This window comes from Actinomadura sp. 21ATH (assembly GCF_041951345.1).
Classification (GTDB): Bacteria; Actinomycetota; Actinomycetes; order Streptosporangiales; family Streptosporangiaceae; genus Spirillospora.
The window spans coordinates 346,515-364,512 of record NZ_JBGNUR010000006.1; the positions used below are offsets into that span (position 1 = coordinate 346,515).

The following is a 17,998-nucleotide window of genomic DNA, read 5'->3' on the forward strand; positions in this document are numbered from 1 at the left end:
CCTTCTGACCCTGCACCGCAACCCCGCGATTCGTTCCCTCAGTGGGCAGATCGGGTCAGGGCGACGATGTGTGACGCCCAGACGCGAAATCGAATCAAGAGTGCGGCGAAAAAGTAACCTACGCGACCCCCCAGTCAGTAATTTGTCACCAATCGGTCAGTCTTGATCCTGCATCTTCGGACGTCCGAAGTTGAAAAACAAGACCCGAAATCACCGCGCGGGGCCTCCTGAGGCACTGATGCGCACTGAAGAGACCCCTGCGGTGTCCGATCGGTTTACGCCGGGGCCGAAATGCGACCGTCCTGTCTCCGCAGCTCAAGTGAAGACGAGTGATCCGCCGCCGGCGGCGGAGTCCGCGCCGTTCCGGCCGGTCACGCGTCCGCCGAGGTGGCCCGCACTTCCGATGTACGGCGCGCGGCGCCCGGAAGGACCGGGCCGGAATGTCCAGGTCCGGCCAGCGGAAAGCGCCGCGGCCCGGTCCGAGGGGACCGGGCCGCGCGCCCAGGCGTCAGGCGCCTGTCAGGAAACGATGTCAGAAAGCCAGTCAGGGTCGCCCCCGGGGACGGCCTCCCGGACGCCCGAAGAACGGTTCAGAAGGTCTCGCGGATGATCTCCGCGCCCAGCTGCGAGAGCCGCTCGGCGGTGTGCGCGTGACCGCGGTCGAGGTAGTACGCCGAGGTGATCGTGGTCTCGCCCTCGGCGGCCAGCCCGGCCAGCACCAGCGCGCTGCCGCAGCGCAGGTCGTGCGCCTCCACCTCGGCGCCGCGCAGCGCGTTCGGCCCGTTGACCTTGGCGCGGTTGCCGTCCACCTCGATGTCGGCGCCCATCTTCCGGAGCTCGTCGGCCAGCTTGAACCGGCCGTCGAAGATCCGCTCGTAGATGTAGGACGGGCCGTCCGCCAGGCAGGACAGCGCCATGATCGGCGACTGGAGGTCGGTGGCGAAGCCCGGGTACTCGTCGGTGATCACGTTGATCGGGCGCAGCGCGCGCTCGCGCCGCACCTGGAGGACGGCGCCCTGCTGGTGGAACTCCAGCCCCATCTGCTCCAGCTTGTCGGCGGCCACGCCCAGGTGCTCCAGGTTGGCGCCCACCAGGTGGAGGTCCCCGCCGGTGATCGCGGCGGCCATCACGAACACGCCGGTGTCGATCCGGTCCGGCATCACGGTGTGCTCGACCGCCGACAGCTCGTCCACGCCCTCGACGGTGATGAAGCCGGTCCCGCCGCCGGTGATCCTCGCGCCCATCGCCTGGAGCAGCGCGATGTTGTCGAGCACCTCGGGCTCCAGCGCGGCGTTCTTGATCAGCGTGGTGCCGCGGGCGAGCGCCGCCGCCATGATCAGGTTCTCGGTGCCGGTGTGCGAGGGGGTGTCGCAGTAGAGCGTCCCGCCGCGCAGGTCGCCGGCCTTGATGTGGATCTGGCCGTTGCCGTTGTCGCCCATCTGCTCGGTGACGGTCGCGCCCAGCCGCTTGAAGCCGTTGTAGTGGAAGTCCAGGTTGCGGCTGCCCAGGTTGCAGCCGCCGACGCCCTCGATCACGGCCTCGCCCAGCCGGTGCAGCAGCGCCGGCACGAACAGGAACGAGCCGCGGAAGCGCGCGGCGATGTCGGCGGGCAGGACCGGGCTGTCGAGCGTCGAGGCGTCGATCACCAGCGTCCGCTCGGCCTCGTGCAGCTCGGCCTTCGCCCCGATCGCCCGGGCCAGCTCGACGGCGCGCCGCACGTCCTCGATGATCGGGACGTTGCGCAGCACCGTCCGGCCTTTCGCCGCCATCAGCGAGGCACCGATCATGGGCAGGACCGCGTTCTTGGCCCCCTGGATGAAAACGGTGCCGTTCAGCTGCCGGCCGCCGCGAACGCGGTACCGAACGTCGTGGCCCATGCTCATGCCGTATAGCTCCTTAGCTGCGGAAACGGTCCTGCGAAGATCAACTGAAGTGTGCATGCCCCGTACGGGCGGGCGTGACCCGTCCGAATTCGACGGGGGCCGTCGCGAGGGCCGGACGTGCTGGCGCCATCCCCCTCCTTGCGCGACGCGTCCCCAGTAAACCACCGGGAACGAGGTGGGAAGTGCCGGTCGTCCGGGTCGTTCCCGCCTGCTCTCTATGACCTCGCGAATCGCCGTAAAGTTCGGGCGGGCCGGAGATCCGATCCATCGGCCCGGGCCGGTCCCCTCGGCAGCGAACGGCGGCGCGGCTAGAAAGTACGGCCGGTGATGCGTTCGTAGGCCTCGATGTACTTGGCTCGGGTCCGGTCGACGATCTCGGGCGGGAGCGGGGGCGGGGCCTCGCCGGAGGCGCGGTCCCAGCCGGACTCCGGCGACACCAGCCAGTCGCGGACGAACTGCTTGTCGAACGAGGGCTGCGAGCGTCCCGGCTCCCACGCGTCCAGGGGCCAGAAGCGGGACGAGTCGGGCGTCAGCACCTCGTCGGCCAGCACCAGCTCGCCGTCCGCCGTCCGGCCCAGCTCGATCTTGGTGTCGGCGACGATGATGCCGCGCTCGCGGGCCAGCTCGGCGCCGCGCCCGTACACGGCCAGCGTCAGCTCCCGCAGCCGGGCCGCGAGGTCGGCGCCGACGGCCGTCTCGACCTCGGCGAACGTCATCGGCTCGTCGTGGTCGCCGACGGCCGCCTTGGTGGTCGGGGTGAAGATCGGCTCGGGCAGCCGGGAGCCGTCCACCAGGCCGCCGGGCAGCGGGACGCCGCAGACCGAGCCGGCGTTCGCGTACTCCTTCAGCCCCGAGCCGGTCAGGTACCCGCGCGCCACGCACTCGACCGGGACCATGTCGAGCCGCCGCGCCACCACCGCGCGCCCGGCCCATTCGGCGGGCGCGCCGGGCGGCAGGCCGGTGGACAGGATGTGGTTGGGCAGCAGGTCGGCGAGCCGTTCGAACCACCACAGCGACAGCTGGGTCAGGATGCGGCCCTTGTCCGGGATCGGCGTGTCCAGCACGTAGTCGAACGCCGAGATCGTGTCCCTCGCGACCATCAGGAGCTCGCCGCCGGGCAGCTCGTACAGGTCGCGGACCTTCCCGCTGTGCAGGTGCTTCATCGGATGCCTAAGCCTCTTCCACGATTTCCACGGGGTCGCCGAGCGACAGCGGCCCGGTCGTGCGGGGGACGGCGTTCACGCCGAAACGCAGCCCCCGGTCGATCATCCGGTACGAGGCGAGCGTCCGCAGCGGCTCGCGGCCCCGTTCCGCGGTCTCCTGGTCGGTGGTGGTGATCACGCAGCGGGCGCAGGACTTGACCATCTCGATCACCGTTCCGCCGATCCGCAGCAGCCGGACCCGGTCCTCGCCGTACGCGCCGAGCCCCTCGACGACGAGGTTGGGCCGGAAGCGGTTCATCGGCAGCGGGGCGTCCAGGCGGGAGTTCAGGTCGGCCAGCGACTCGGCGGAGATCAGCAGCAGCGGGTAGCCGTCGGCGAACGCGACCTCCCCGCCGCCGCGGGAGGTGGCGCGGGAGCCGGTGAAGCGCACCAGCCGGCAGTCCGCGCCGAGGAACTCGGAGAACCAGCCGGCCGCCTCGTCGCCCTGGTCGACCCCCTGGCACTCCGACCGGTGCACCAGCACGTCCAGCACCGGGCCGTCCGCCACCGGCTTGTGGACGAACGACGCCCGCCCCGGCGCCTCGACCGCGAGCTCCTCGCCGTCGTACGAGGGCCGCAGCAGCGCCATCTCGGCGTGGTCGCGCTGCGACAGGAACCGGCCCCCGGGGCTGACGAGCATGAACTCGCGGTCGTACCGGAGCCCGGTCGCGAGCAGCTCCGCCGTGCGCAGCGGCGTCCCGGCGGCGCTCTTGAACGGGTAGACGGCGAGTTCGGTCAGCCTCGGGGCCATCCGGGCCTCCTCTTGTTCTCCCAGGGCTACGTCAGCGCGGCCAGGCGCTCGAAGACGGGGCCGAGCCGCTCGACGAACCGCTCGGGCCGGCAGACGGCGTCCAGCCGGTCCTCGTCCAGGCTCAGGCCCGCCTCGGCGGCGCGCTTCCGCAGAGTCTCCCGGAACGGCTCGCCGGTCTGCCAGGTCTCCATGGCGGCCTTCTGGACGAGCGGGTACGCCTCGTCGTCGCGGGACATCCCGGCCTCGACCAGCTCCAGCAGCACGGTCGAGGTGTAGATCAGGCCGCCGGTGGACTCCAGGTTGGCCGTCATCCGGTCGGCGTCCACGACCAGGCCCGACATCAGCCGGTTCGTGAGGTTGAGCATGTAGTCGAGCGCGATGGACGCGTCCGGCAGCGCGATCCGCTCGGTGGACGAGTGCGAGATGTCGCGCTCGTGCCAGAGCGGGATGCCCTCCAGCACCGGGACGATCTGCGCCCGCACGATCCGCGCCATCCCCGCCAGCCGCTCGGAGATGATCGGGTTCTTCTTGTGCGGCATGGCGGAGGAGCCCTTCTGCCCCTTGCCGAACGGCTCCCACAGCTCGCGCACCTCGGTGCGCTGCCCGTGCCGCACCTCCAGCGCGATCGCCTCGCACACCGTCGCCATGATCGCCAGGGCGGAGACCCACTCGCTGATGCCGTCCCGGATGACCACCTGGGTGGACACGTCCGCGCGGGCCAGGCCCAGCCGCTCCGCGACGTGCGCCTCGATCGCCGGGTCGATGTTGCTGTACGTCCCGACCGCGCCGGAGATCGCCATCACTCCCACGGCCTCGCGGGCGCGCCGCAGCCGGTCCCGGGAGCGCGCCATCGCGAACGCGAAGTCGGCGACCCGGTGCCCCCAGACGTCCGGCTCCCCGTGGATGCCGTGCGTCCGCCCGACCCGCAGGGTGGCCTTGTGCTCCAGGGCGTGGTCGCGCAGCGTCGCGACCAGCGCGTCCGCCTTGGCCAGCAGGATGTCGGTGGCCTCGACGAGCTGGAGGGCCAGCGCCGTGTCCAGCAGGTCGGACGAGGTCATGCCGAAGTGGACGTACCGCGCCGCCTCCCGCGGCTCGGTGTTGTCCGCCCAGGCCGACAGGAACGCGATCACGTCGTGCTGGGTGACCGCCTCGATCTCGTGCACCGCCTCCGGCGTCGGCGGCGGCGCGTTGCGAACGGGCTCCACCACCTCCGCCGGGATCGTGCCGGCCGCGGCGTGGGCCTCGACCACCAGGGTCTCGACCTTGCACCACAGCTCGTACTTGTGCGCGTCGCTCCAGACGCGTCCCATCTCCGGAAGGGTGTACCGCTCAATCACGGAACGATTCTTCCAGGTCGGCCGCCGTGCCCGCGCCCGGGGCCCGCCGCCCGCGGCGCGGGATCAGCCTCCGGACGCGGTGAGCGCGATGTCGGTGCGGTGGTGCGAGCCGCGCAGCGTGATGCGGCTCACGGCCTCGTAGGCGGCGGCCCGCGCGGCGGCCAGGTCGGGGCCGGAGCCGACGACGTTCAGCACGCGGCCGCCGTTGGCGACGAGGTTTCCGTCCGCGTCGCGCTTGGTACCGGCGTGCAGGACGTACGCGCCGGGCACCTCGTTCGCCGCGTCCAGGCCCTCGATGACGTCGCCCTTGGCCGGCGCCGCCGGGTAGTTCTCGGCGGCGATCACGACGGTCACGGCGGCGCCCTCGTGCCATTCGGGCCGGAAGTCGGGGTTCAGCCCGCCGATCGCGCACGCCTGGAGCAGGGAGGCGAGCGGCGTGGCGAGCCGGTCCAGCACGACCTGCGTCTCCGGGTCGCCGAAGCGCGCGTTGAACTCGACCACGCGCACGCCCTTGGGCGTCAGCGCGAGGCCCGCGTACAGGACGCCCACGTACGGCGTGTTGCGGCGGCGCAGCTCGTCCACGGCGGGCTGCACGACCGTGGCCATGACCTCGTCCACCAGGCCGGGCGGCGCCCACGGGAGCGGCGCGTACGCGCCCATGCCGCCGGTGTTGGGGCCCTCGCCGCCGTCGTACGCGCGCTTGAAGTCCTGCGCGGGCAGCAGCGGGACGGCCGAGTTGCCGTCGCACAGCGCGAACAGCGACACCTCCGGGCCGTCGAGGTACTCCTCGATGACCACGCGGCCGCAGGAGGCGGCGTGCGCGGCGGCCTCGGCGCGGTCCTCGGTCACCACCACGCCCTTGCCCGCGGCGAGGCCGTCGTCCTTCACCACGTACGGCGCGCCGAACGCGTCCAGCGCCTCCTGGACCTCGGCGTCGGTCTCGCACACCCGCGCGGCGGCGGTCGGGACGTTCGCCGCGCCCATGATGTCCTTGGCGAACGCCTTGGAGCCCTCGATCGTGGCGGCCTCGCGGTCGGGGCCGAAGCAGGGGATGCCCGCCCGGCCGAGCGCGTCGGCGACGCCCTCCATCAGCGGCGCCTCCGGGCCGACCACGACCAGCTCGGCGCGCAGCCGCCCGGCGAGCTCGACCACGGCGGTGGGATCGGCCGGATCCAGCGCGTGGTTCTCGGCGATCGGCGCGGTGCCCGGGTTGCCGGGGGCGCAGTGCAGGGCGGTGACGGAGGGGTCGCGGTGCAGCGCGCGGGCGAGCGCGTGCTCGCGGCCGCCGGATCCTAGGACGAGTACTCGCACGCCGGGAGCCTATCCGGCCGGGCGGGGCCGCCGCCCGGAGGCGGGGTGACCGCCGCCACACCGGCCCCCGGTGAACTTCCCCCGCGCCCCGGACGTCCTCATTCCCGGTTCGCTTTTGTGGCCGGCTGGTAAGCTTCACCCGGCCCCAGGCCCGGAGACGGGCCGCCGCCGAGGAGCGAAGGGAGGTGGTCGGGATGAGTCCTGGTGATCCTTGCAGTACGCCGGAGATCCCTCACAGTCCGAGCCGGACTGTCCATCCGTCCGCCTCTATCCGGCGTCCGGCCGGCGCACGCGCGCGCTCCCCGTTCTAGGTTCCAGGTTTCTCGCTCTGGCCCCGGGATCGAGCGCGCCCTGACGTGCGTGTCCGGCCGGCGGGTTAGGAGCCGCACCATGGCCATGACACGAGTTCGCCCGGGCCGCGCGACCAGGTCGCTGTTCAAGTCGCTGGGCCGGCCGAGCGCCGCGCCGTCCGCGCTGCGCCGCCGCGACACCGCCGTCATCGACTGGGCCGCCTACATCGACGGCCACCGCGTCTGCACCGACACCGTCGAGGACGCCGTCCGCATGATCCGCGACGGCGAGCTGGCCCGCGCGGAGAACGACGCCAGCGCTGGATTCGTCTGGGTCGGCCTGCACGAGCCGTCCGCGACCGAGCTGTCCGAGCTGGCCGAGGTCTTCGGCCTGCACCCGCTGGCGGTGGAGGACGCGATCCACGCCCACCAGCGGCCCAAGCTGGAGCGGTACGACGACGTCAACTTCTTCGTGATGAAGACCGTCGGCTACGTGCGCAAGGCTCCGGAGGCTCCGGAGGTCGTCGAGACCGGCGAGCTGATGATCTTCGTGGGGCCGGACTTCGTGGTGACCGTACGGCACGGCGCGCACGGCGAGCTCGCCTCGGTCCGCGGCCGGCTGGAGCGCGACCCGGGCCGCCTGGCCCTCGGCCCGGCCGCCGTGGTGCACGCGATCGCCGACCGGGTGGTGGACGGGTACGTGAACGTCGCCGACGCCGTCCAGGAGGACATCGACGAGGTCGAGGAGGCGGTGTTCTCACCCGAGCGGACCGACGAGTCGCGCCGCATCTACCGGCTCAAGCGCGAGGTCATCCAGCTCAAGCGGGCGGTCGGGCCGCTGGCCGGGCCGCTGCGCAACCTCGGCGGGCGGCGGTTCGTCCCGGCCGAGATCAAGGAGTACCTGCGCGACGTCGAGGACCACCTGACCCGCGTCCGCGAGCAGGTCGAGTCGTACGACGAGCTGCTCAACCCGATCCTCCAGGCGCACATGACGCAGGTCACCGTCGCCGACAACAAGGACATGCGGAAGATCTCCGCGTGGGGCGCCCTGTTCATGGTCCCGACCGCGATCGCCGGGATCTACGGGATGAACTTCACGTTCATGCCGGAGACCCAGTGGAGGTTCGGCTACCCGATGATCCTCGGCGTCATCGCGACCGCCTGTTTCTGCCTCTACCGCGGTTTCCGCCGCAACGGCTGGCTCTAGGCGGGCCGGCCGCCGGCTAGCCCACCGACAGCGCGTCCGGGTACTGCTCCGGCACGGGCAGCCCGCGCTCGGCGAGGACGCGGCGCAGCCGGTCGGGGTAGTCGGTGACGATCGCGTCGACGCCGTAGCCGACGAACCGCTCCATCTCGGCGGGCTCGTTCAGCGTCCACACCGCGACCGGCAGGGCCATCCGCTGGGCGCGCTCGACCAGCTCGGGGGTCGCCATCGCCATCTCGGGGGACAGCGCGGTGGCGCCGATGTCGAGCGCGGCGCCGGCCGGGTCCTTGTGGTCGAGCCCGGCCAGCCAGCGCGTCCCGGCCACGGCCGTCGCGCGCTCCACCAGCGCGACGCGGCCCGCCTCCGGCGCGTACCGGCGGGCCTCCACCAGCACCCGCCAGTCGAACGCCAGCAGCCGCGCCCGCGCGGTCAGCCCGAACGCGGCCAGCACCTCGGCGACCGCGGCGGTGAACCGGGTGATCTCGGCGTCGGGCCATCCCGGGTCGGTCTTCAGCTCGACCGCGGGCGCCACCTCCGGGACGGCGCTGAGCAGCGCGCACACCTCCGCCAGCGTGGGCGGCGGGGTGCCGGGCAGCGGCAGCTGGGTGAGCACGAACGGGTCGTCGTCGCGCCCGGGCCGCCGGATGCCGGCGTCCACGGTCCGGATCTGCGCCAGCGTCAGCTCGCGCAGCGGCTTGCCGACGTACGGGTAGCGCGGGTCGCCGGGCAGTGCCGGGCCGGTGTCGGTGGCCGTGAGCGGCGAGAGCACCTGGTCGTGGTTGAGGACCACGACGTCGTCGGCGCTGAGGCCCACGTCGATCTCGATCGCGTGGACGCCCAGCGCCAGCGCGTGGGCGATTCCGGGCAGGGTGTTCTCCGGCCGGAGACCCCGTGCCCCCCGGTGTCCGTGCAGCTCGACGGTGCCCCCGGTGAAAGTCACGGCTGGAACGCTACATCCGGCCGCGGAACGACTCGTGACCGACCGGTGAGATTCCGTCGAACGTTCGGGACGCCAGTGACCAAAGGGGGACATCCTGCCTTTGGATGTTGCCGTGTCGTTAGACGAGCGGGCGCAGCGCCAGCGTCTGGTCGCGGCCCGGGCCGACACCGATCGCCGAGATCTGCGCCCCCGACATCTCCTCCAGCGCGCGGACGTAGCGCTGCGCGTTCTTGGGGAGGTCGTCGAAGGTCTTGGCGGCGGTGATGTCCTCCTGCCAGCCGTCCAGGTACTCCAGGATCGGCTTGGCGTGGTGGAACTCGGTCTGCGAGGCCGGCAGCTCGTCCACGCGCCGGCCGTCCACGTCGTACGCGACGCAGACCGGGACCCGCTCCAGGCCGGACAGCACGTCCAGCTTGGTGAGGAAGTAGTCGGTGACGCCGTTGACCCGGGTGGCGTAGCGCGCGATCACCGCGTCGAACCAGCCGCAGCGGCGGTCGCGGCCGGTGGTGACGCCGTACTCGCCGCCGGTCTTGCGCAGGAACTCGCCCCACTCGTCCAGCAGCTCGGTCGGGAACGGGCCCGAGCCGACGCGGGTGGTGTACGCCTTGAGGATCCCGATCACCTTGGTGATCCGGGTCGGGCCGACCCCGGAGCCCGCGCAGGCGCCGCCCGCGGTGGGGCTGGACGAGGTCACGAACGGGTACGTGCCGTGGTCGATGTCCAGGAGCGTTCCCTGGGCGCCTTCCAGGAGCACCACCTTGTCGTCTTCAAGCGCCTTGTTGATGACGAGGGTGGTGTCGGCGACATACGGGCGCAGCCGCTCGCCGTACTCCAGGTACTCCTGGACGATCGGGCCGGTGTCGATCCGGCGCCGGTTGTAGACCTTGGTGAGGACCTGGTTCTTCTCGCGCAGCGCCAGGTCGAGCTTCTGGGTGAGGATGTTGGCGTCGAACAGGTCCTGCACCCGGACGCCCATCCGGTTGATCTTGTCGGCGTAGGTCGGGCCGATGCCGCGCCCGGTGGTGCCGATCCGGGCCTTGCCGAGGTACCGCTCGGTGACCTTGTCCAGCGCCCGGTGGTGGGGCATGATCAGGTGCGCGTTGGCGGAGATCAGCAGCCGCTCGCAGCCGATCCCGCGGTCCTTGAGCCCGTCGATCTCCTGCAGGAGCACCGACGGGTCGATCACCACGCCGTTCCCGATCACCGGCACCACGTCCGGGGAGAGCACTCCCGAGGGCAGCAGGTGCAGGGCGTAGCTCTTGTCGCCGATGACCACCGTGTGGCCGGCGTTGTTGCCGCCCTGGTAGCGGACGACGTAGTCGACGTCACCCCCCAGCAGGTCGGTGGCCTTGCCCTTCCCCTCGTCCCCCCACTGAGCCCCGACCAGAACGATCGCCGGCATGCCGATTCACCCTTCCCACGACGAAGGCCCCTGATCGCAAGCGCGAAGGGGCCTCTTGCGATCAAATCGTACCCGCACCGGGCCGCCAAGGAAACCGGGAGGGCGTCGCGCCGCTGGTCAGGCGGCCGATCCCGGTACGGATCCGGCCGTCCGGCGGGGCCAGTAGTCCGCGGTGAAAAGGCGGGCGACCAGCTGGCCGCGGCTGGTCACGCGGGTCTTGGCGAAGACCGTCTTGATGTGGTCGCGCACTGTATGCGGGGAGATGACCAGCTCGGCGGCGATCTCGCCGGTGGACAGCCCGCGCGCCACCAGCTGGGTGATCTCCAGCTCGCGGGGCGACAGCCCGTACGCCTCGGCGATGATCGGCGCCATGTCGGAGCCGGCGGCGGGCTGGATCACCATCGCGGTGGGGCCGGGGGCGCCGTCCGGGCCGTCCAGGCAGGACGCGTGGCAGACCAGCCAGCGGCCGTCCCGGGTACGGATCCGCACCCGGGCCGCCCCGCGGTCGCGCCCGGCCGCGACGGCGCGCGCCTGGGCGGCCGCCCCGGTGAGCCACACCGGCAGCGGCGGGCCGAGCGGCGACGGCCTGGACGGCCCGGCCGGGAGCCGGTCCAGGTACGCGCGGGCCGCGTCGTTGATCGAGAGCGGCGTCCCGGCGGCGTCGAAGATGATCAGGCCGGGCTCCGGCGTCCCCGCGTCCCCCACCGGCTGGACGGGCCGCGCCAGCGCCCGCAGGCGGCCCGCCAGCGGCGCCGACAGGCTCGCGAGGAGCGCCACGTCGGCGGCGCCGAAGGGCGCGCTCCCCTTCTCGCGGAAGAGGCTCACCACCCCCCACGGCCGGCCGCCGGCCCGCAGGACGGCCCGCAGCTCGTCGCCCACGCCCTGCCGCCCGAGGAGCTTGCGGTACTGGGCGCTGCGCGCGGGCAGATCGTCCGTGCTCGCCCGCAGCCCCGCCGCGGGGACGGCGGCGCGGGCCAGCTCCCGGAACGGGATGACGCTCTCCTCCAGGAGCGCGCACTCCCAGTACGTGAAGCAGTCGTCGCCGCGCCCCAGGTTCTCGACCCGCATCGGCGCGGTGACCAGCCCGGTCTCGGGATCGGTCGCCGACCACGCCGCCGCCTGGAAGTTCACCAGGCGGCGCAGCCGCGCCGACGCCGCGGCGAACACCTCGCCCGCGTCCTTCGCCCGCCCGGTCCGTTCGAGTACGGCGCGCGCGCCCCGTTCGTCGATCACCCGATCCAGTCTGCCCGGCCCGGCCGCGCGCCGTACCCCCTCGTTTGAGGGGATACGGGCCGGCGGCTCCCCCAAGCGGGGGGATGGGGATCGGGCGGCCGGGCGGCGAGGCTCGGCCCCATGGAAATCGCGATCATCGGGGCCGGGGCCGCCGCCGTCGGGCTGCTGGACGCCCTGCCCGCCGGAGCCGCCGCGGCGGTCACCGTGTTCGACCCCGCGCCGCTGCCGTGGCGCGGCCGCCCCTACCAGCCCGACCTGGAGTCGGTGCTCGTCAACGCACCACCGGAGATCATGTCGATCCGCGCCGGGGACCCGGCGCACTACGCCCGCTGGCTGGCCGGCCACGGGGCCGCGTTCGACGCGTACACGGATCCGGGGCTCGGCCGGCCGCTGCTGCCGCGCGGCCTGTACGGCCGGTACCTGGAGGACACGGCGCGGGCGGCGCTCGGCCGCTTCCGGGACGCCCGCGTCGTGCGGTCCGCCGTGCTGGGCGTCGCCGAGGAGGGCGGCCGGCTCGTCCTGGAGACGGCGGCCGGGACTCACGCGGCCGACCAGGCCGTCCTGTGCGTCGGCGGCGGCACGCCCCACGACCACTACGGGCTCGCGGGCGCGCCGGGTTTCGTCGCCGACCCGTACCCGCTCGAACGGACGCTCGCGGACGTCCCCGCCGGCCGGGACGTCGTCGTGATCGGCACCGGCCTGACCGCCGTCGACATCGCCGTGTCGCTCGCGGCGCGCGGGCACGAGGGGCGGATCGCCCTTGCGTCGCGCGGCGGCGCGCTGCCTTTCGTCTGGCAGCGGCCGGCCGCCGCCGAACCGCGCCACCTGACCGCCGGCCGGCTGCGGTCGCTGGACGCCCCCGTACCGCTGGACGTGCTGATCGGGCTGATCCGCGCCGAGCTGGCGGACCGGGGCGAGGACTGGGACGCGCTGGCCGCCGATATCGCCGCGGCCATGAAGGCCGACCCCGCCCGGAACCTCCGCGAGCAGCTCGCCGCGGTGGACGCGCCGCCGATGGGCCGCCGGATCGTCCAGGTGGCCGCGCACACGGTCGGGCCGCTCGCCTGGCGGCTGCTGGCCGGGCCGGACCGGGAACGGCTGCGCCGCGGGCTCTTCCGCACGATCACGGCCGTGGCGTCGCCGATGGTGCCGCGGAACGCCGCCGTGCTGCTGGACCTGTTCGACTCGGGGCGGCTGGAGGTCCTCGCGGGCCTCGCCGGGATCGGGCGGGACGGGTCCGGGTTCCGGGTGGCGCACGCGGGCGGCGTCCGTACCGCCGACGTGGTGATCAACGCGGTGAACCCGCCGCCGCGGTCGGTCCCCCGGGCCGCGGAGCCCCTGGTCGCCTCGCTCCTGGCGGCGGGCGCCGCCCGGCACCCGGACGGCGGCCTGGCGGCCGATCCCGGCACCGGCCGGCTGCTCGCCGGCGGCCGCCCCGACCCGCGCCTGCACCTGGTGGGCGACCTGGCGGGCGGCGGCTCGTTCATCACCTCGGGCATCCCCGGCGTGGCCGCCCAGGCGGCGAGAACGGCCGAATCGATCGCCGCCGCGGCCCGCACCCCCGCCTAGCCCCTAAGTGTTGACTCGTGGCGGGCGTTCAGCCGCCGTTGAGGGCCTCGGCGGCGGTGGGGCTGCTGTCGCGCAGGAAGGTCTTGCAGCGCTCGGCCTCGTGGTCCTCGCCGATCGCGGCGGCGGCGCGGCCGAGGGCGTGCAGGGCGCGCAGGAAGCCGCGGTTGGGCTCGTGCTCCCACGGCACCGGCCCCTGACCCTTCCAGCCCGCCCGGCGCAGCTGGTCGAGCGCGCGGTGGTAGCCGGTGCGCGCGTACGCGTACGACTCGATCACGCTGCCGGCGGTGAAGGCGCGATCCGCCAGCGCGGCCCACGCGCCCGGGTACTCCGGATGGCGGGCGGCCACCTCGACCGGGTCGACGCCGCCGTCGAGGGCCGCGCGGGCCTCGGCGTTGTCCGGCAGTTCGGTCGGGGGCGGGCCGCCGAGCAGGTTCTGGGTCATGCGGGTCATCGTAAGTGGGCGCGGCCGGTGCGCCTCAACCCGGGTCCCGCCGCGCGGGAACGGCGGCACGGGCCACGCCCCGATCATGCCGCCGGGAGCGGAAGCGGCAGGTCGTAGCGGGCGGCGCCGTCCCGGGTCCGCGGGCGCGCGGCGGGCCAGGCGTGGCGGATCGCCAGCATCGCCTCGCGGTTCTCCAGGATCACGTCGGCGTCGAAGCCGGTGATGCCGCGCCGCTGCGCCAGCACGGCCAGGTACGCGACCAGCCGGCGACCCAGGCCGTGCCGCTGCCAGGGGTCGGCGACCAGGACGGCCAGCTCGGCGCGGCACGGGCGCGCGTGGTCGCGGACGTAGTGCGCCAGGCCGATCATCTCGCCGTCCAGCAGCGCGACCATCGCCTCCCGGTCCCAGTGGTCGAGCGCGGCCAGCTGCGCCGCGTACGCGTCCGGGATGCGGGGGGTGCCGGAGAAGAAGCGGGTGTAGAGGGACTTCGTGGAGAGCCGGTCCGACATGCGGCGGAGCCGGTCGCCGTCGCCGATGCCGTACGGGCGGAAGCGGACGTCGCTGAGCGGGATCAGCGCGGACAGGGAGGCGGGGACGCCGTCGGCCCCATGAAGTTGTTTCATGCAACTCATTGGACAGCAGTAGGTTGCGTGAAGCAACTACCTAGGGGGTCAGGTCGCGGTCGAACCCGGCCCCGGCCGGGCGTCCACCTCGTGCGGCTCCAGCGGCCGGCCGCAGTGGTCGCAGGTCAGCCGGTCGGTGAGCAGGCCCGGGCAGCCGGCGTGCCCGACCAGCACCGGCGGGCCGTCCGGGGCGTAGTGCCGGTCGCCCCACTTCAGCAGCGTCATGATGACCGGCCACAGCTCGACGCCCTTGCGGGTGAGCCGGTACTCGAACCGGTCGGGACGCTCCTGGTAGCGCACGCGGCGCAGGACGCCCTCCTCGCAGAGCCGGGCGAGCCGGTCGGTCAGCACGTTGCGGGCCACGCCCAGCGCGTCCTGGAAGTCGTCGAACCGGCGTACGCCCTCGAACGCGCTGCGGATCACCAGCAGCGTCCAGCGGTCGCCGACGATCTCCAGCGAGCGGGCGATCGAGCAGTTCTGGGAGTCGTAAGTGCGGGGCAGCGCCACGCACGCGAGGTTACCCGGGTTGTGTGAAGAAACGAACCGCCCCGGTCCGCGCGGGACCGGGGCGGCCGCGGCCGAGGCCGGGAAGGCGCGGCCTACTTCAGCTTCTTGCCCGCCGACATCAGGCTCTCGCACGCCTCGACGATGCGGGCGGCCATGTTCGCCTCGGCCGCCTTGCCGTACGAGCGCGGGTCGTACTGCTTCTTGTTGCCGACCTCGCCGTCCACCTTCAGCACGCCGTCGTAGTTGCGGAACATGTGCTCGGCGATCGGGCGGGTGAAGGCGTACTGCGTGTCGGTGTCGATGTTCATCTTGATGACGCCGTACGACACCGCCTCGCGGATCTCCTCCAGCGTGGAGCCCGAGCCGCCGTGGAACACCAGGTCGAACGGCTTGTCCTTGCCGTACTCGGCGCCGACCGCGTCCTGGATGCCCTTCAGCACCTCGGGACGCAGCTTGACCGCGCCCGGCTTGTAGACGCCGTGCACGTTCCCGAACGTCGCGGCCAGGATGTAGCGGCCCTTCTCGCCCACGCCGACGGCCTTCGCGGTCTCCAGCGCGTCGCCGTTGGTGGTGTAGAGCTTCTCGTTGATCTCGTTGGCGACGCCGTCCTCCTCGCCGCCGACGACGCCGATCTCCATCTCCATGATGATGTTCGCCTTGGCGCACTGCTCCAGCAGCTCGGCGGCGATCTGCAGGTTCTCGTGCAGCTCGACGGCCGACCCGTCCCACATGTGCGACTGGAACAGCGGCTGCTCGCCGCGCTTCACCCGCTCCTGGGACAGCTTGATCAGCGGCCGCATGAAGCCGTCGAGCTTGTCCTTGGGGCAGTGGTCGGTGTGCAGGGCGATGTTGACCGGGTACTTGTCGGCCACCACGCGGGCGTACTCGGCCAGCGCGACCGAGCCCACCACCATGTCCTTCACCGAGGCGCCGGACAGGTACTCCGCGCCGCCGGTGGAGACCTGGATGATCCCGTCGCTCTCGGCGTCGGCGAAGCCGCGCAGCGCCGCGTTCAGGGTCTGGCTCGACGTCACGTTGATCGCGGGGTAGGCGAACCCGTCCTGCTTGGCACGGTCGAGCATCTCCGCGTAGACCTCGGGCGTCGCGATGGGCATGTCAGCGTCCTTTCTTACGCAGCGGTGCCGCCGGGCATCCGGCCGGGCGGTGCGCCCCGACCAGCGTCCCGGGCGGGCCGGGAGACGCGGGGTCCGGGCAGGGCATGCCGTCCAGGGGCCAGTATCTCGGATTTCCCTCCGGGAGTGCCCGCCCAGCCCCCCGGCAAGCGCGCGCTACCGGCCGGGGAGCCGCTGTACGGGCCTGAGCGGCGCGCCACGGCCCGAACGCCCCCGACATTGCCGGGGTTACTGGATCGTTCCGCCTAGGGACGGAGAAAGGCGTACAACTCCGTACCGAGTCGGCCGGAACGGGGAGGGAGGGGCCGGGATTATCTCATGTGCCGCGGAGTGCCCCGGCCCGAGGCGCCTCCGCCGGGTTACCCTCGCAGGGTGGATCTCGCGCTCGTACCGCTCGACGTCACCGAATGGCTGCATCCGGCGGCCTGGCTGCGGCTGTTCGGCACGTTCGCGACGATCGGCGTCCTCGTCATCATCTTCGCCGAGACCGGGCTGCTCTTCGGCTGCGTCCTGCCGGGCGACTCGCTGCTCTTCACGGCGGGCATCCTCACCGCCGTCACGACCGTCGACGGCCAGGAGTTCCAGCCGCTGTCGCTGCCCTGGCTGCTGATCGGCGGCCCGATCGCGGCCATCCTCGGCGCGCAACTCGGGCACTGGATGGGCGCCAGGTACGGCCGCCGGCTCTTCGAGCGCCCCGACTCCCGAATCTTCCGGCAGGACTGGGTCCGCAAGGCGGAATATTATTTCGAGCGCTTCGGCCCGGCCAACGCCGTCGTGGTCGCCCGCTTCATCCCGATCGTCCGGACGTTCCTCAACCCGCTCGCCGGGATCTGCGGCATGGACGCCCGCAGGTTCCTCCTCTGGAACGTCGTCGGCGCCGTGATCTGGACGGACTCCCTGTTCCTGCTGGGCCACTACCTCGGCGCCACGGTCCCTAACATCGAGTCGTACATCATGCCGGGAGTGGCCGTCGTCCTGCTCCTGTGCGCCGTCCCGATGGTCCGCGAGATGCGCCGCGGGCGCCGCCGGGCGGGCAACGGTACGAATAAGAATGCCTCTGAAGAGTCACGTCCGTCGCTCAGCGGTGACAGTTATCGCTAACCTCCCCATGTGGGACGTCATCGGTCGGACCCTCGGGGTCTCGCGCGCATCCTCATCGCGGTCGTAGCCGTGATGCTCGCATTAGCGCTTCTGGTCGTGGGCGGCATGGCGCTGGTGAACGCGCTGACCGGCAGCTCGTCCAAGGATCCAGGCGCCGCGGCGCCTCCGGCGGCCACCGAGCCGGAGGACTCGGGGCCGCAGACGGGCACGTCCGCGGCCCCGGAGACGTCCCGCCCGGCGCAGAGCCCCGCCGCCGCGCAGACGCCGCTGGTCATCCGCGTCACGGGCGCGCCCACGCAGGTGTACGTGCGCGGCACCACCAGCGGCGACGTCCTGCATTCGGGCGTCCTCAACACCGGGGAGGCCCGCAGGTACGACCAGGCACCCCTCTCCGTCGTCGCCGTCAACGGCGGCTCGGTGGAGGTGACCATCTACGGCGAGGTCCAGGCGCGCAAGCCGGCCGGGACCCGCGGCGAATGGTTCGTCCCCGAACGCGAACGCTGACCGCGTCAGGTCACGCCGAGATCGGCCACGGTGTACGGATGCCGGTACACCAGGCCCTCCTCGGCGATCCGCGCGGCGGCTCCCCGCTCCACGATCGTGGCCACCCCGACGACCTCCGCGCCCGCCTCGCGCAGCGCCTCCACCGCCGTCAGCACCGAGCCGCCGGTGGTGGAGGTGTCCTCGACGGCGAGCACCCGGCGGCCGGCGACGTCCGGCCCCTCGATCCGGCGCTGCAGGCCGTGAGCCTTGCCGGCCTTGCGCACCACGAACGCGTCCAGCGCCCGCCCGCGCGCGGCCGCCGCGTGCAGCATCGCGGTCGCGACCGGGTCGGCCCCCAGCGTGAGCCCGCCCACGGCCTCGTAGTCGAGGTCCGCGGTGGCGTCCAGCATCACCCGTCCCACCAGCGGCGCCGCCGCGGCGTCCAGCGTCACCCGGCGCAGGTCGACGTACCAGGACGCCCGCTTCCCGGACGACAGCACGAAGTCCCCGTGCACGACGGCCTTCGACTTGATCTCTCGCAGGAGGTCATCACGTTCGCTCACACCCAGAACCCTATTTACCGAGCC

The 17,998-nt window shown here is 72.9% G+C and carries 17 protein-coding genes; 4 read left to right on the top strand and 13 right to left on the bottom strand.

Annotation, left to right across the window (positions count from 1 at the left end; all coding sequences use genetic code 11):
* Positions 1 to 590: 590 nt before the first annotated feature.
* The 5 genes from murA to purD form a co-directional block, all read right to left on the bottom strand.
* Positions 591 to 1,877, bottom strand: coding sequence for a UDP-N-acetylglucosamine 1-carboxyvinyltransferase (gene murA / locus ACA361_RS21190; RefSeq protein WP_375014249.1), 1,287 nt, complete (start codon positions 1,875 to 1,877; stop codon positions 591 to 593).
* Between the two features lie 314 nt (positions 1,878 to 2,191).
* Entirely contained in the window at positions 2,192 to 3,046 is an 855-nt protein-coding gene (locus ACA361_RS21195; RefSeq protein WP_375014151.1) for a phosphoribosylaminoimidazolesuccinocarboxamide synthase, read from the bottom strand.
* 7 nt (positions 3,047 to 3,053) lie between these two features.
* Positions 3,054 to 3,836 carry an MOSC domain-containing protein gene (locus ACA361_RS21200; RefSeq protein WP_375014153.1) on the bottom strand — a complete coding sequence of 261 codons (783 nt, stop codon included), beginning with the start codon at positions 3,834 to 3,836 and terminating at the stop codon, positions 3,054 to 3,056.
* Between the two features lie 26 nt (positions 3,837 to 3,862).
* Positions 3,863 to 5,173 carry an adenylosuccinate lyase gene (purB, locus tag ACA361_RS21205; protein WP_375014155.1) on the bottom strand — a complete coding sequence of 437 codons (1,311 nt, stop codon included), beginning with the start codon at positions 5,171 to 5,173 and terminating at the stop codon, positions 3,863 to 3,865.
* Positions 5,174 to 5,236: 63 nt separating this feature from the next.
* Complete coding sequence (purD, locus tag ACA361_RS21210; RefSeq protein WP_375014157.1) at positions 5,237 to 6,484, bottom strand: phosphoribosylamine--glycine ligase; 1,248 nt, start codon at positions 6,482 to 6,484, stop codon at positions 5,237 to 5,239.
* A 390-nt stretch (positions 6,485 to 6,874) separates the two neighbouring features.
* Between purD and ACA361_RS21215 the strand changes: the two genes are divergently transcribed.
* Positions 6,875 to 7,981, top strand: coding sequence for a magnesium and cobalt transport protein CorA (locus tag ACA361_RS21215; RefSeq protein WP_375014159.1), 1,107 nt, complete (start codon positions 6,875 to 6,877; stop codon positions 7,979 to 7,981).
* Between the two features lie 16 nt (positions 7,982 to 7,997).
* Here the strand turns inward: ACA361_RS21215 and ACA361_RS21220 are convergent, their stop codons facing one another.
* From ACA361_RS21220 to ACA361_RS21230, 3 genes are all read right to left on the bottom strand, one after another.
* Positions 7,998 to 8,918 carry a glycerophosphodiester phosphodiesterase family protein gene (locus ACA361_RS21220; protein ID WP_375014161.1) on the bottom strand — a complete coding sequence of 307 codons (921 nt, stop codon included), beginning with the start codon at positions 8,916 to 8,918 and terminating at the stop codon, positions 7,998 to 8,000.
* A gap of 118 nt (positions 8,919 to 9,036) precedes the next feature.
* Positions 9,037 to 10,320, bottom strand: coding sequence for an adenylosuccinate synthase (locus tag ACA361_RS21225; RefSeq protein WP_375014162.1), 1,284 nt, complete (start codon positions 10,318 to 10,320; stop codon positions 9,037 to 9,039).
* A gap of 117 nt (positions 10,321 to 10,437) precedes the next feature.
* Complete coding sequence (locus ACA361_RS21230; RefSeq protein WP_375014164.1) at positions 10,438 to 11,553, bottom strand: LuxR C-terminal-related transcriptional regulator; 1,116 nt, start codon at positions 11,551 to 11,553, stop codon at positions 10,438 to 10,440.
* 120 nt (positions 11,554 to 11,673) lie between these two features.
* Between ACA361_RS21230 and ACA361_RS21235 the strand changes: the two genes are divergently transcribed.
* Complete coding sequence (locus ACA361_RS21235) at positions 11,674 to 13,122, top strand: FAD/NAD(P)-binding protein (protein ID WP_375014166.1); 1,449 nt, start codon at positions 11,674 to 11,676, stop codon at positions 13,120 to 13,122.
* Positions 13,123 to 13,150: 28 nt separating this feature from the next.
* Here the strand turns inward: ACA361_RS21235 and ACA361_RS21240 are convergent, their stop codons facing one another.
* From ACA361_RS21240 to fbaA, 4 genes are all read right to left on the bottom strand, one after another.
* Positions 13,151 to 13,573: a DUF3151 domain-containing protein gene (locus tag ACA361_RS21240; RefSeq protein WP_375014168.1), complete on the bottom strand. Its 423-nt coding sequence runs from the start codon at positions 13,571 to 13,573 to the stop codon at positions 13,151 to 13,153.
* A 74-nt stretch (positions 13,574 to 13,647) separates the two neighbouring features.
* Positions 13,648 to 14,187 (bottom strand): GNAT family N-acetyltransferase, encoded by a 540-nt coding sequence (locus tag ACA361_RS21245; protein ID WP_375014170.1) that lies wholly within the window; start codon positions 14,185 to 14,187, stop codon positions 13,648 to 13,650.
* Between the two features lie 48 nt (positions 14,188 to 14,235).
* Positions 14,236 to 14,694 carry a winged helix-turn-helix transcriptional regulator gene (locus ACA361_RS21250; RefSeq protein ID WP_375014172.1) on the bottom strand — a complete coding sequence of 153 codons (459 nt, stop codon included), beginning with the start codon at positions 14,692 to 14,694 and terminating at the stop codon, positions 14,236 to 14,238.
* Between the two features lie 92 nt (positions 14,695 to 14,786).
* Positions 14,787 to 15,809, bottom strand: a complete 1,023-nt coding sequence (gene fbaA, locus ACA361_RS21255; RefSeq protein WP_375014174.1) for a class II fructose-bisphosphate aldolase — start codon at positions 15,807 to 15,809, stop codon at positions 14,787 to 14,789.
* 390 nt (positions 15,810 to 16,199) lie between these two features.
* Between fbaA and ACA361_RS21260 the strand changes: the two genes are divergently transcribed.
* Both ACA361_RS21260 and ACA361_RS21265 read left to right on the top strand, forming a co-directional pair.
* Positions 16,200 to 16,928: a DedA family protein gene (locus ACA361_RS21260; RefSeq protein ID WP_375014176.1), complete on the top strand. Its 729-nt coding sequence runs from the start codon at positions 16,200 to 16,202 to the stop codon at positions 16,926 to 16,928.
* A gap of 72 nt (positions 16,929 to 17,000) precedes the next feature.
* Positions 17,001 to 17,432, top strand: coding sequence for a hypothetical protein (locus ACA361_RS21265; protein ID WP_375014178.1), 432 nt, complete (start codon positions 17,001 to 17,003; stop codon positions 17,430 to 17,432).
* A 5-nt stretch (positions 17,433 to 17,437) separates the two neighbouring features.
* Here the strand turns inward: ACA361_RS21265 and pyrE are convergent, their stop codons facing one another.
* Entirely contained in the window at positions 17,438 to 17,974 is a 537-nt protein-coding gene (gene pyrE, locus ACA361_RS21270; RefSeq protein ID WP_375014180.1) for an orotate phosphoribosyltransferase, read from the bottom strand.
* Positions 17,975 to 17,998: the final 24 nt, after the last annotated feature.